This window comes from Endozoicomonas sp. YOMI1, from assembly GCF_024606345.1.
Classification (GTDB): Bacteria; Pseudomonadota; Gammaproteobacteria; order Pseudomonadales; family Endozoicomonadaceae; genus Endozoicomonas.
The window spans coordinates 1-12,057 of sequence record NZ_JAHHPM010000572.1 but is presented as its reverse complement, the minus strand read 5'-3'; the positions used below and the strand labels follow the sequence as shown (position 1 = coordinate 12,057).

The following is a 12,057-nucleotide window of genomic DNA, read 5'->3' as shown; positions in this document are numbered from 1 at the left end:
CCACGTGGAGTGGCGTCTTCTCAGGGTACAAACAATGGGTAATTTTCCGTTTACAGATTGGACAACCGAAATCGGTATGCCTTGGATCTTTAAGCCACTTATCAATGCACTGCTTATGATAGATATGGGTACAGGGAAACATTGCAGCAATACGACTATTACCCGGGTTTTCAAGGCAGATAGCGCATTGTTCAGTTTCCACATCTTCTGCTTGAGAGACCAACGAGGCTGCAGTTGATATCGGGTTACGATGATGGACATTATTCATTACTAAATAATCACTACGATACAGATGTTTGCCAAATAACTCATATTTTAAGCTGCCTGAACGATTAGGACTGGCCCATAAGCTATTAGTTCCGTTCCTCTGTAGAAAAAAAGTGGGGGGCTGTTTTGCTTACCAAAAGCATTGCCTGTTAATTTTTAGCCGGATGTCAGTTATTCGGAAGATTTCTTTCTAATACTTCCAGCATCATGTTGTTGTCAGGATGCAATGCCTTTTGTTGTAATTCCCTGGCCAGTTCATAAAAACTTTCTCCTGGCGTAGTCGCTCGTGACATATAATCCAGCAGTATCTCATTGGATTTATCACAAACGTACTGGCAAAACTCGGGTAATCTACCTTCGTCTAATAACCGCGTAAAGTAACTTTGTCGGTCATCAGCTGAGAGTTCGGTATATTCATGGATTTTTGAGGTGTCCGTACCATTAAAAAAATGTGGAATCAGTGTTGCGATTAGCCCATGATATATTAGGATACCGTCGGTGATTTGCTCACATATTTTACGGACTTCTAAGTGGGCATTCTCAGGATTACGCCATAGCTTGTAGTTATGTCTGTCACATAACTTAATTTGCTCTTTGCTCATTGTTAATAGGGCCGATTTGACCTCCTGCGTACGGAATGAATCCAAATCAAATGCACCATTTGCTACCTTCCAGCCACCTAAGAATTCCGGATTGCCTATTGTTGTCATTTGATGACCACCAATTTCCGCCAGATAGGGTTTATTTAAGCACTGAGCGATATTAGCGGTGCTGGCTCCCGGTGCATAAATGGGGATATTGGAAAAGTAACAAACCAACTCAAACAGGCGCTTTTTCCCGCTGTGTGGTGCAATAATGATGATAGGCTTATCGCTAAAACACACTTTAGCAGCGTTTGTGTAATTGTAATACCGATGTTTCGTCATCCCGGCACAATGATAAAAAAGGGCTAAATATATTTGATTTTCTTTGGCCGATTGAAATAATTCGGTAAAAAATTGAGCTAATTTTTCAGTATCATAACCATGTATTGCCTGATTTTGTAAGCTGTTAGCTATCTCCCTTTTCATTAACTCTGGTGTTGACGTATTTTTATTTGCCTCGTACGGATAAATGGGCAGAGGATTTTCTTGATTTTTCGGGAGGTTTTTCCTTACACACCCAGGGAACCATCTATAGTTAGTTATTTGAAATAATGGGGCTTTTGGTGCTATTTTAAACGAGTCCCAAACGGTGTAAATTTGCAGTGTGTTTTTTGATAAAAAAATGGTTGGTATTCTATCTTGTATTACGTATGGAATACCAAATATCTTATCGTGGCTTATTTTCGGTAACGATAATCTGTGATCCTCATGAATGATAAATTCATCAATGTCACGGTCAGGTAAACCGGAAAGAAGATTTGGTAATTTGTCGTGTAGAGTGTATTCACAGCCAGAAAAGCGAATTAGATTTAAAGTGCCAGGAGAAAGTCTGACAAAATTCCTTAAGAATTCTATATACAGATTTAAATTGCCATAACCCCTATTATTTGAGAAATGTTCTACCAGAAAAACGATTTCTTTAACTTTTCCAGCTTTAGTTTGTAAAGAGGTGATTCTATTTATAGATGATGCTTGAATCGGTATCTGCTTAAAAAAATCCTGAAGAAAAGATATCCATTGATTGTCCCTTGTTATTAAGCAATCAGCTTTTTGAAGAATAACGCTTTCGATAATAGAAGGCTCTTTACGTGCTTTTATATTTACTGGAAGCACCTCTGTTGTGGAACTTTCATAAGCTGTTCTTTTTCGATCATGCCATGTAATTCCTTCAGGAGTTGAAACAGAATAATGTTCTAGTTTATACGGGGTTTCATCAGACAATTTTTCTGGAGTATTTTCCGGTTTGTTTACCTGGTTTATGACAGAAGTTGCACAAATATCATTCTGAAATCTGTTTAAACTATGGGTTTCCAGACAGGCAGAGTTATCAGTAATATTCTGGTCATCTTTTTCTCGTTTAATTATTTTTTTTGTTTTAACAGTTCATCGGTAAGTTGGGTTTGAACTGGGCAGTTATTGTTAATCATGATGTATCTCCTAACCAACTTCCCGTAATTGGCTGCGAAAGCGTCAATACGTGTAATTCATAGCTGTCGGGTTAATATAGTTAAGTTGTAAACAATTTTCTTTTCCATAAATCACTAACCGGTTGGTTATTTACAATAACACCTTGTAGGGGCTTACGACGGTTTAAGGGGGTTACAAGAATTCTTCCACTGCAAGGATTGGAAAGAGGATAGGCGGGATCAATCATCGTGCCAAGCCAGGGTGTGGAATAGGCACTTGTTCCATCTCAGATAAGATCTAGACTGGGTGATGTGTAGGTCACCGGATGATATTGCGAATAATCAGCAAAAATTCCAGTGTAATCCAAGAGGAAATCAGAATGGTACCGGCTTCAGCCCAAGTCTCACTCGCCACTGCAAATACCAGTGATTCAACCGATGTTTCAGGAAAATCCCAAACGGCAACTTTTTTTCATCGAAACGTCTGTTTTACAATGGATTTTCCTTCGAAAAGAATAAAATGCAGTGGTGAAAACCACTTGATAACATCGATAGCGCAGTGTCTTGGGGAAGGGCATCTTTTGTGTCGGGACTGTCAGTTTACCTCCAGCCCACCAATCCTGACTGAAAAGCCCAAATGTCCGTTCGACGGCACCGATATCGTGGATGACATTGCCGAAACCCGCAGTTTCAGGCACACAAAAATACCATGCCCTTCTATTACCACCTTCGAGCCTCACCATAAACCAGCCTGCACTTGGGAAGGACCTTACCAGGAGGTCAAATCTCACTTGGATGAGTGCATAGGAATTCCCGACAGAACCAAATTAATGATGCAGGGTCTGCAGATAAAAGAGCTGCAAGGAAAACTCACGAATGCAGAGAAAAAACAAAGTACGATGATAGAATCTCTGAATCAGAAATATGAAGCGCTGGATCAACGATTCAATCAGAAGTTGAAACAAGATTCAGATGGCCTGATGCCATTATTGGGTGGAACCATTGGCTATGTATGCAATTCGATTGAGGCAATAGACAAAATACGAACGCGGCTTGATCGATTGGAGGCACGCACTGGTAATATGGAGCAGCAATCCAATGGTGCAGTTCGCAGATGTATCCGGCAATTTGTTGCCGCCAATTTAGCCGCCGAGAGAAGATACCTGACTAACCAGCAGCGAGCTATCTTAACGGCTGGAACATTGTCTCCCGTGGCGTCGCCTGACAATACAGGTAAATGTGTTGACGTATTTTTATGGCGAATAGATGGATTCCAGTCATGGTTGGCAGATGCCGTATCAAAGAAAAATCAGAGTTATTATTCTCCTGCAGTTTATACAACAGACTGCTATTGTGTATCCGGACAAATTTCTCCTTATGAACACGATAGTGGAAGAAGTTATCTCAGGGTCTATGTTGCCTTATGGCAAGGTCAATACGATAAGCAAATTAGCTGGCCAATGAGTAAGATAATAACGTTGTCTCTGGTAAATCAAAATGACCCTCGCAAAAATGAAGCGGTAACGTTTGCCTCTGACGACAAGCCAGGTTTCCAAACCCCCCCAAATCTGGTAAACACCGGATGGGGCTTTCCTAAATTCTTGATGCTGAATGATCTGGACAATACTGAATTCGTGAAAAATGACTCTCTGCATTTAGAGATAGTGCTGGAGGATCCTTTGCCCCGCTCTGGTACACCGGAAGGGCATTAAAAGGAGTGGGCTTGATCATCCTCAGGAACGTATCTGTTTCACAGCTCGTTGCCCAAAGAACAGGGTTACGCATGAAAGCTGTCATAGCGACAACTTATTTGGTGACGACCAAACCCTGACTCTCGGACAGCTGGCGCCAGAATGCGGCAATCAGTGGATTCTTCAACTTCTTTTCCAATACACACAGCCCCACTTTATAAGGCTTAAGTTCCGGACTGACGATTAACACCTGAACATTTCCAGCCAGCGGGCTGTTATTCAAGACAATCTCAGGGACCACACCGACACCAAAACCAAGGCTGACCATACTGACAATGGCCTCATTGCCAGCCACCTGGGCATAGATTTCCGGGTGCCTGCCATTAACCTGAAACCAGCAATCCAGTCTTTGCCTTGCTATTCCTTTCTCCTGCAGAATCATGGGAATGCCTTCAAAGTCGTCAACCAGCAGTGTTTTTTCATAAAGGGATTTTGGTAGCTGGGATTCAACAGGGGCAATAAACTGTAGCGGTGAAACGGCTATTTGCTGAAATGTCAGTCCGGTGGGAAGGCTGTCCGGCCTGGCGGCAATGGCCAGGTCTTCCTGTTCGGTTAATACCCTTTGAATCGCTGGCTCAGGATCACCGGTATGCAGTTTGATTTCAATGCCCGGGTATCTTGGTCGAAACTGGCTGAGAATCTCATAGAGAAAGCTATAACTGGCGGTGACTGAGCAATACATGCTCAATGAGCCATGAAGTTTCCCGGCACCAGCCGCCAGTTCATTATGAATAATGTCCCATTGAGAGAGCGCTTCACGGGCATAAGCCTGAAATCGTTTGCCTTTTGGTGTTAGCGAGACAATTCGATTATTCCTTTCAAACAGTGTCACCCCCAGCTGGTCCTCCAGCTGTTTGATGTTGCGACTCAGGGTTGATGGGCTGACATGGCAAATAAGGCTGGCCCTGTTAAAGTGCAGGGATTCGGCCAGCGCGAGGAACTGTTTCAGAGGGCGAAGGTCTATAGCCATATATAAATCAAGGTTATTTCATATTTTGCAATTTTAAGTTGCAAATATATCACTAAATGCAACTATACGCAGAATCACCTATCGGGTATGGTGTACTCCAAGTTGAGAGAGCGGACAGCCTCCCAGTGCAGAAAAGCGCTAATACCCATACAACGCAACCCTCGTTCCCTCGCTCTGCGTGGGAATGCATACCGGACCGGTGTTTTCTTTCAGGAGTTATTCGATGAAAGTTTATTACGATAAAGACTGTGACCTCTCCATTATCCGTGGCAAGAAAGTCTCTATCATTGGCTATGGCTCTCAGGGTCATGCCCACGCTAATAACCTGAAAGACTCTGGTGTTGAAGTAACGGTTGGCCTGCGTAAGGACTCCTCTTCCCGGGCCAAGGCGGAAGCCGCCGGTCTCTTGGTGGCAGAAGTACCCCAGGCTGTTGCCCAGGCTGATGTGGTTATGATTCTGACGCCGGACGAGTTCCAGTCCCAGCTTTACAGAGAGGTGATTGAACCGAACCTGAAGCAGGGAGCAACCCTGGCTTTTGCCCATGGTTTCGCCATCCATTACAACCAGGTGGTACCTCGTGCTGATCTTGATGTCATCATGATTGCCCCCAAGGCTCCGGGCCATACTGTGCGCTCAGAGTTCGTTAAAGGCGGCGGCATTCCTGACCTGATTGCTATTTTCCAGGATGCTTCCGGCCAGGCCAAAGACGTTGCGCTCTCCTACGCATCAGGTGTCGGTGGTGGTCGTACCGGTATCATCGAAACGACGTTTAAAGACGAAACGGAAACTGACCTTTTTGGTGAACAGGCCGTGCTTTGTGGTGGTGCTGTTGAGCTGGTCAAGGCCGGTTTTGAAACCCTGACGGAAGCTGGCTATGCACCGGAAATGGCTTACTTTGAGTGTCTCCATGAGCTTAAGCTGATTGTTGACCTGATGTACGAAGGCGGTATTGCCAATATGAACTACTCCATCTCCAACAATGCGGAGTATGGTGAATATGTGACCGGTCCACGGGTTATCAACGACGAGTCCCGCAAGGCGATGCGTGAAGCGCTGAAAGATATTCAGAACGGTGAGTATGCCAAGAAGTTTATCTCTGAAGGTGCTCTGAATTATCCATCCATGACCGCCTATCGTCGCAACAATGCGGCCCACCCGATTGAGAAGGTGGGTGCCCAGCTGCGTGAAATGATGCCCTGGATCACCGCTAACAAGCTGGTTGATAAAGAGAAAAACTAAGCTCTGACTGAGAATTTAGCGTTTCCATTTGAAAAAACAGGATATTTCGCAAGAAATATCCTGTTTTTCTATGGGGGCCACATTGTTGAATATCAGGGACCGAATATCAGGACTGCTTGAGCGCTTGAATAAACTGCCGTGACTGGTCAATGGAAACCTGCATATCACTGATCAGGCGATCAATATCCGCCTTGATGGTGTTGAACTCTCCTTTCAATGCGCTGATGGCCCGGGCATTCAGGTTATGCTTCAGATAAAGCACCTGATCCTGAAAGGCATCCAGCACTGGCTGCATTCGTTGTTCAGATTTTTCCAGACTGACCATCATTCGCTGATACTGACGTCGGGTGTCTTTCAGCTTCTGGGCACTGGCCCTGCGCAGGCTGTCGCTCTTGTAGAGATTGAGTTCGTCTTCCCATTCGTCAAACAGCGCATCAGATACACTCTGGACGCTGGCAATGCGGCCTCTTACTTTCTCTGCAGCGGCCAGGCTGCCCTGGTATTCTGAGTTCAGGTCGTTGTAGGCGGCTTCCAGGTCGTCACCATCAAAGTTGATGACACTCTGAAACTGTTCCAGTGCGCTTTGGAATTGCGCCTGTGCCTGTTCCTGTGCAGTTTGGGTATCTTCAATGCGATCTACCATAATATCGCGCTTATGGATGCCTACTTTTTCCATGGCGCTGTAATAAGTGCTCTGGCAGCCTGTCAGCAGGAGCGTCACCACAAACAGGGTGGCTGTATTCAGTGTTGAAATTTTCATCGGTGATTCTTCTCAATGGCGTCGATCAGTTCTTTGTTGCGTTTGTCGGCCAAATAGCTATTCACCACGAACAACGCATGGATAACGCCCGGCAGCCAGGCACATAAGGTAAGGATGATATTCAAAATCACTTGAAATGGCTTACCGCAAAGTAGCACGGCCAGCGGCGGTAAAATAATGGCCAGAAAATAGCGCATAACCTGTAAACCTGTTCACTAATATAAATATTGCCCGATTTTGTATCACAAGGTTTTTTCAGTGGCTACCCTGCCTAATGGATTTACCGAAATGATGTTCGTCTGCATGCTGGCGCTGAGCGGTTCTGGTCTTCACTTGGTAAACGATGTCCGCAGTGGTCGGCTCTGAGCTAATGTTTGATCTGACGGTGTCCCTCAAAAAGCGTATTCGTGGTAAAGTCTTACGCTGGTTCTGTAATGATGAGCAGATGTGCCAATGACTGAGAAAGTGGAAAAGCCGGAGAGTAATAACGATGCCGTCGACGGTTTTTTTCCTATAGACGAGCACGAAGAAGAGGTGATTGAAGAAGGGCAGGCTATCCGTCGCAAAGGGATCTATCTGTTACCCAACCTTTTCACTACCGGCAACCTGTTTTGCGGTTTTTACGCCATTATTGCTGCGCAGGCGGGTCATTTTTCCCTGGCCTGTATTGCCGTATTTGTCGCCATGATTCTGGATGGTCTGGATGGTCGAGTCGCCAGGATGACCAACACCATGAGCAAGTTTGGTGAGCAGTATGACAGTCTGGCGGATATGGTCACCTTTGGTGTCGCCCCGGCCATGGTGGTTTTCAGCTGGGCGCTGCAGGATCTTGGCAAGTTTGGCTGGATGATTGCGTTTGTCTATGCGGCTTGCGCAGCCCTGCGGCTGGCCCGGTTCAATGCCCAGATTGAAGTCACCGACAGTCGCTACTTTACCGGTCTGGCCAGTCCGGCGGCGGCAGCGGTTGTGATTGGTATGGTATGGGCATTAAGTGACTTTGGCTTTAATGGTGAGTCCACCATCGTTGCCTTGCTGGGCTCGCTGATTACCGGGGGGGCTGGTGTTCTCATGGTCAGCAATATTCGCTATTACAGCTTCAAGAAGATTGATCTGAAAGGTCGGGTACACTTTGTGTTCCTGCTGGTGATGGTTCTGGCCTTTGCCGTGGTGTTTATGGATCCACCCCGTACACTGCTGATGATCTTTCTGGCTTATGCCTGCTCTGGCCCGATTACCGCGATCTGGCGGCTTGGTGAAGACAAGAGTGATCACGAAGAAACGGTTTAGTTTGTCTTTGCTTCTTTATAAAGCCAGCGTTGCTGGCTTTTTTTATACCTGAGCACGATGGGTGCTTGAGCTCTGAAATATCCCTTGGCATTATGTGGAAACCGTCAATTTGTGTGATCGTCTCGCCGGAATGACCATAATAAAGTAGTGCTTGGTAAGGAGATATCATGCTACTGAAAATAAAAAAACGCTCAGATACAGGCAGTAGTGAAATTACACCAGAGCATATCTATCATGACCGACGACGCTTTATGCAGCAGTCTGGACGTTTTGCTTTGGCCGGGCTGGGGCTGATGTTGGCAGGATGCTCGCAGGAAGGCGAAGCCAAAGCCATTAGTAAAAAAACACAAGACGATGTTACTCCTTCTCAGCCGGATCCCGAATGGCTAAAAAAGCAGGTTCTTGAATTTAACCCCAACGTTTACACGACGACTGAAGCACTTACACCACATAAAGTCGTTACTACCTACAATAACTTTTACGAGTTTGGCACAGGAAAAGATGATCCGGTCAGGAACGCTCATTCTCTGAAAACCGATCCATGGTCGGTAGTTGTGGAAGGTGAGGTTGCGAAACCCGGTCGATACCATCTGGAAGATATTCTCAAACCTCATGCTATGGAAGAGCGCATCTATCGGCTTCGATGTGTTGAAGCCTGGTCCATGGTGATTCCCTGGATTGGTATCCCGCTGGCCAATATCCTTAAGCAGTTTGAGCCAACGTCCAAAGCCCGTTTTGTCGAGTTTACCACGCTGCATGATCCTGAGCAGATGCCGGGGCAGAAGGCATCCTTTGGCTCTCTGGACTGGCCTTATGTTGAAGGGCTGAGAATCGATGAAGCCATGAACCCGCTGACCCTGATGGCGACAGGGCTATACGGCGATATCTTGCCCAATCAGAATGGTGCGCCGTTCCGGCTGGTGGTGCCCTGGAAGTATGGTTTCAAAAGTATTAAATCCATTGTCAAAATTCGCCTGACCGAGCAGCAGCCGAAAACAACCTGGGAAACATCAGCACCCCAAGAGTACGGGTTCTATGCCAATGTAAACCCTGCGGTTGACCACCCTCGCTGGAGTCAGAAACATGAGCGACGGTTGCCAGGTACACTGCTCTCTCCTAACCGAATTGAGACACGGCTTTTTAATGGCTACGGCGAAGAAGTTGCTGACTTATATAAGGGTATGGACTTAACCCGCTTTTACTAAGTTCTCAGTATAAAGGAGAAGGCTATGGATCGGATTGCCAAAATCAAGCTTGCTGTATTTCCCCTCAGCCTTTTTCCATTAGCCAATTTGATGATCAAGGCACTGGAAAATAATCTGGGGCCGGACCCGGCCAGTGCTGTTACCCACGGGCTGGGAGAGTGGGCATTAATATTTCTGCTCTTATCGCTGGCCATCTCACCAGCACGACGGCTGACGGGTATAGGAAAACTGATCCGGTTTCGGCGAATGCTGGGCTTGTTTGCCTTATTTTATGCGGTTTCGCATCTATTGGCTTACCTGGCTTTTATGCTGTCCTGGGAATGGCAAACACTTTTAGAAGACCTTTATAAGCGTTCGTATATTGTCGTAGGTGCTTTTGCGCTATCGATTCTGATGGCGCTGGGTGTGACTTCATCAAAAAAAATGATGAAGCGATTGGGTAAGCAGTGGAGTCAATTGCATCGACTGGTTTACGCTGCTGCTGTTCTTGCGGTTATTCATTTTCTCTGGTTAGTGAAGAGTGATTATACAGAGCCTGTCATTTATGGCGCTTTGCTAGCGATCCTGTTGCTGCTGAGGACTCGCGCGTTTTCTCTAAGCAGAAAGCGGTAGCTATATTTCCATGCTCGGCTGACTGATGGGTTAACCAGACGATTTAAGGCCAACCATACGTCTGGTAAAGGTCTTTGTGCCGGAAACGACGGCATTCTCAATAAAAGAAGGGCGACCATCCGATTGCAGCCAGCCATTACTGTCCAGAATATCCAGCAGATTTTTACTGTCCAGTTCGTGGTTATCAAATTGAATGGCCACTGAGCCTGCATATCGTTTATGAGTCATATGCTGTATGGTAGTGTCTGGAAGATACTCAGGCCGAACTTGAGTATTACCGCAATCTTCACAAAGACGACAAATGACTGGTTTGCAGGTTAAGCATCACTTGCCGGGACGCATTCGCTTCAAATGTGCAGCACTGCTGGAGTACCCGGATACCGGTGAATGGATTAAGCATGGGTTGTTGAGTATTCAGGGACTGCACGATATCCGTGTCAATGAAGCAGAAAACCAGCCGTAACAGTGATCAGCTACTGGCTGACCTGATGCGTCCTCAGGAAAGTGAGGTATAGCGGATCAATGGTGATGGTAACCGGGAGTTGATTCAATCAGGCGCATTGCAGGTTGGTGACCTGATTGAGTTGCAGCCAGGTTCAGCAATACCGGCTGATGGGATTGTGATATCCGCTGTGGCGTTTATTAATCAATCGACGCTGACCGGAGAGAGTGTTCCTGTCTGCCGGGAAGAAGGTGCGCTGGTTTATGCGGTTGCCTCTGTATTTCTGGTTGATTATTCCTGTGCTCTCGGGCTTGGCACACCGGTAACGTTTAAATCCATCATGTACCGTGCGGCTCAAAATGGCATTTTGTTGAAGTTGAGTACGTTATTGCCCATGGTCTCAAAAGTACTCTGGACGACTACTGCCTGATGATGGGTGGCCGTCACTTTCTTGAAGAGCATGAGTCCGTGGATTTTACGCTCTATGAACATGAAATAATCAAGTATGAGGAAATGGGGCGGCATTTGATCTTTATTTCCCATGATAAAAGGCTGATTGGCATGATCGGGTTAAAGGATCACTTTCGGGAAGATGCTGTTGCGACATTAAATGAACTGCGTAACCTCGGAATTCATGAGCTGATCATGATTACCGGTGATTGAGTCAGCAAAGCTCAGATGCTTGGTGAAGAATTACAGATGAACCAGGTATATGCAGAGGTAACACCAGACAGTAAGTCGGCCATTGTCGAGCGGATAAAAGCATCCGGTCGAAAAGTGATGTTTGTGGGAGATGGTGTCAATGACGCGCCGGTGTTGACTATGGCTTATGTTGTATAGTCATGTGTGAGCGGACTGAACTGGCAAGACAGACATCGGATGTCGTTTTATTGAAGGGTAAACTTTATGCCGTTGCTGAAACCCGACAGCTGGCCCAGCTGGCGATGTCGACGATTCACAGTAATATCAAACTGACTGAGTATATTAATAGCGGCATCATGCTGGCGGCTGCCATGTGCTGGCTTAGTCCAGCAGTCAGCGCGTTGTTGCATAATGCACAACACTGGTCGTGCTTGGGCGCTAAGTTGCATAGAAGCCCCCTGATAACTGCTGCATAATAGAAAAACGTCGTATATGTACTAACCGGGGGTTGGCACAGTCATTCAAGTGAGTATAATTCGCCCCGCTTCCACGGATTGACCCAAACGGTTACCAACGGGGCAGCGGTATGAGTCTTCATCGCTGACTGGGAAGTGTGGTTTGAAAATAGGTTGTTTTGAAATGAACGAAAAACAATCGGTTGACAAATCAAAGCGGCGCGGTAAGATGCGCCTCCGCTGACAAGGCTTCGGGCAACGTCAGTGAGTTGGAAAGCCTCTCGCTCTCATCGAAGAAAATGACTGCTTGACAACGAAAGCCGCCACGGTAAGATAGGCGGCCTTGCTTTCGGTGGTCAGTTGGCAGTAGCCAGTG

The 12,057-nt window shown here is 46.2% G+C and carries 14 protein-coding genes and 1 pseudogene; 9 read left to right on the top strand and 6 right to left on the bottom strand.

Annotated elements, in window-relative coordinates; translation table 11 throughout:
* Together KDK15_RS20120 and KDK15_RS20115 are read right to left on the bottom strand one after the other, a co-directional pair.
* On the bottom strand, positions 1-268 hold a 268-nt coding region (locus tag KDK15_RS20120; RefSeq protein WP_257297183.1), incomplete at its 3' end, for an RING finger domain-containing protein.
* 166 nt (positions 269-434) lie between these two features.
* On the bottom strand, positions 435-2,132 hold the full coding sequence (locus KDK15_RS20115) for a hypothetical protein (RefSeq protein WP_257297182.1): 1,698 nt from the start codon (positions 2,130-2,132) through the stop codon (positions 435-437).
* A gap of 847 nt (positions 2,133-2,979) precedes the next feature.
* Between KDK15_RS20115 and KDK15_RS20110 the strand changes: the two genes are divergently transcribed.
* Complete coding sequence (locus tag KDK15_RS20110) at positions 2,980-4,029, top strand: hypothetical protein (RefSeq protein ID WP_257297181.1); 1,050 nt, start codon at positions 2,980-2,982, stop codon at positions 4,027-4,029.
* A gap of 94 nt (positions 4,030-4,123) precedes the next feature.
* On the opposite strand, the gene ilvY is transcribed toward KDK15_RS20110, so the two are convergent.
* On the bottom strand, positions 4,124-5,032 hold the full coding sequence (gene ilvY, locus KDK15_RS20105; RefSeq protein ID WP_257297185.1) for an HTH-type transcriptional activator IlvY: 909 nt from the start codon (positions 5,030-5,032) through the stop codon (positions 4,124-4,126).
* A 229-nt stretch (positions 5,033-5,261) separates the two neighbouring features.
* Between ilvY and ilvC the strand changes: the two genes are divergently transcribed.
* Complete coding sequence (gene ilvC / locus KDK15_RS20100) at positions 5,262-6,278, top strand: ketol-acid reductoisomerase (protein WP_257297180.1); 1,017 nt, start codon at positions 5,262-5,264, stop codon at positions 6,276-6,278.
* Positions 6,279-6,384: 106 nt separating this feature from the next.
* Here ilvC and KDK15_RS20095 read toward each other — a convergent pair whose 3' ends face one another.
* Positions 6,385-7,038, bottom strand: coding sequence for a DUF2959 domain-containing protein (locus tag KDK15_RS20095; RefSeq protein ID WP_257297179.1), 654 nt, complete (start codon positions 7,036-7,038; stop codon positions 6,385-6,387).
* Positions 7,035-7,235, bottom strand: coding sequence for a YqaE/Pmp3 family membrane protein (locus KDK15_RS20090; RefSeq protein ID WP_257297178.1), 201 nt, complete (start codon positions 7,233-7,235; stop codon positions 7,035-7,037). The genes KDK15_RS20095 and KDK15_RS20090 overlap by 4 nt, the downstream gene beginning before the upstream one ends.
* Positions 7,236-7,491: 256 nt before the next feature.
* Between KDK15_RS20090 and pssA the strand changes: the two genes are divergently transcribed.
* The 3 genes from pssA to KDK15_RS20075 all read left to right on the top strand — a co-directional run bounded on the left by pssA (position 7,492) and on the right by KDK15_RS20075 (position 10,142).
* Positions 7,492-8,325: a CDP-diacylglycerol--serine O-phosphatidyltransferase gene (gene pssA, locus KDK15_RS20085; protein ID WP_257297177.1), complete on the top strand. Its 834-nt coding sequence runs from the start codon at positions 7,492-7,494 to the stop codon at positions 8,323-8,325.
* A 167-nt stretch (positions 8,326-8,492) separates the two neighbouring features.
* Complete coding sequence (gene msrP / locus KDK15_RS20080; RefSeq protein ID WP_257297176.1) at positions 8,493-9,530, top strand: protein-methionine-sulfoxide reductase catalytic subunit MsrP; 1,038 nt, start codon at positions 8,493-8,495, stop codon at positions 9,528-9,530.
* Positions 9,531-9,554: 24 nt separating this feature from the next.
* Positions 9,555-10,142 carry a sulfite oxidase heme-binding subunit YedZ gene (locus tag KDK15_RS20075; protein WP_257297175.1) on the top strand — a complete coding sequence of 196 codons (588 nt, stop codon included), beginning with the start codon at positions 9,555-9,557 and terminating at the stop codon, positions 10,140-10,142.
* Positions 10,143-10,172: 30 nt separating this feature from the next.
* Here KDK15_RS20075 and KDK15_RS20070 read toward each other — a convergent pair whose 3' ends face one another.
* Positions 10,173-10,343, bottom strand: coding sequence for a hypothetical protein (locus KDK15_RS20070; protein ID WP_257297174.1), 171 nt, complete (start codon positions 10,341-10,343; stop codon positions 10,173-10,175).
* A 100-nt stretch (positions 10,344-10,443) separates the two neighbouring features.
* Here KDK15_RS20070 and KDK15_RS20065 point away from each other — a divergent pair, with 100 nt between their 5' ends.
* From KDK15_RS20065 to KDK15_RS20045, 4 genes and pseudogenes are all read left to right on the top strand, one after another.
* Positions 10,444-10,605: an HMA2 domain-containing protein gene (locus KDK15_RS20065; RefSeq protein ID WP_257297173.1), complete on the top strand. Its 162-nt coding sequence runs from the start codon at positions 10,444-10,446 to the stop codon at positions 10,603-10,605.
* A 55-nt stretch (positions 10,606-10,660) separates the two neighbouring features.
* Positions 10,661-11,014: a hypothetical protein gene (locus KDK15_RS20060; RefSeq protein ID WP_257297184.1), complete on the top strand. Its 354-nt coding sequence runs from the start codon at positions 10,661-10,663 to the stop codon at positions 11,012-11,014.
* Positions 11,014-11,424: pseudogene (locus KDK15_RS21635) on the top strand (HAD-IC family P-type ATPase). The gene KDK15_RS20060 and the pseudogene KDK15_RS21635 overlap by 1 nt, the downstream one beginning before the upstream one ends.
* Before the next feature lie 2 nt (positions 11,425-11,426).
* On the top strand, positions 11,427-11,702 hold the full coding sequence (locus KDK15_RS20045; protein ID WP_257297170.1) for a hypothetical protein: 276 nt from the start codon (positions 11,427-11,429) through the stop codon (positions 11,700-11,702).
* The last annotated feature ends 355 nt before the right edge of the window (positions 11,703-12,057 follow it).

What these genes read in the sequence shown, in the direction of transcription:
- ilvC (WP_257297180.1), top strand. Translation starts at nt 5,262, where the DNA reads ATGAAAGTTTATTACGATAAAGACTGTGACCTCTCCATTATCCGTGGC.
- KDK15_RS20095 (WP_257297179.1), bottom strand. Translation starts at nt 7,038, where the DNA reads ATGAAAATTTCAACACTGAATACAGCCACCCTGTTTGTGGTGACGCTC.
- KDK15_RS20090 (WP_257297178.1), bottom strand. Translation starts at nt 7,235, where the DNA reads ATGCGCTATTTTCTGGCCATTATTTTACCGCCGCTGGCCGTGCTACTT.
- pssA (WP_257297177.1), top strand. Translation starts at nt 7,492, where the DNA reads ATGACTGAGAAAGTGGAAAAGCCGGAGAGTAATAACGATGCCGTCGAC.
- msrP (WP_257297176.1), top strand. Translation starts at nt 8,493, where the DNA reads ATGCTACTGAAAATAAAAAAACGCTCAGATACAGGCAGTAGTGAAATT.
- KDK15_RS20075 (WP_257297175.1), top strand. Translation starts at nt 9,555, where the DNA reads ATGGATCGGATTGCCAAAATCAAGCTTGCTGTATTTCCCCTCAGCCTT.
- KDK15_RS20065 (WP_257297173.1), top strand. Translation starts at nt 10,444, where the DNA reads ATGACTGGTTTGCAGGTTAAGCATCACTTGCCGGGACGCATTCGCTTC.
- KDK15_RS20045 (WP_257297170.1), top strand. Translation starts at nt 11,427, where the DNA reads ATGTGTGAGCGGACTGAACTGGCAAGACAGACATCGGATGTCGTTTTA.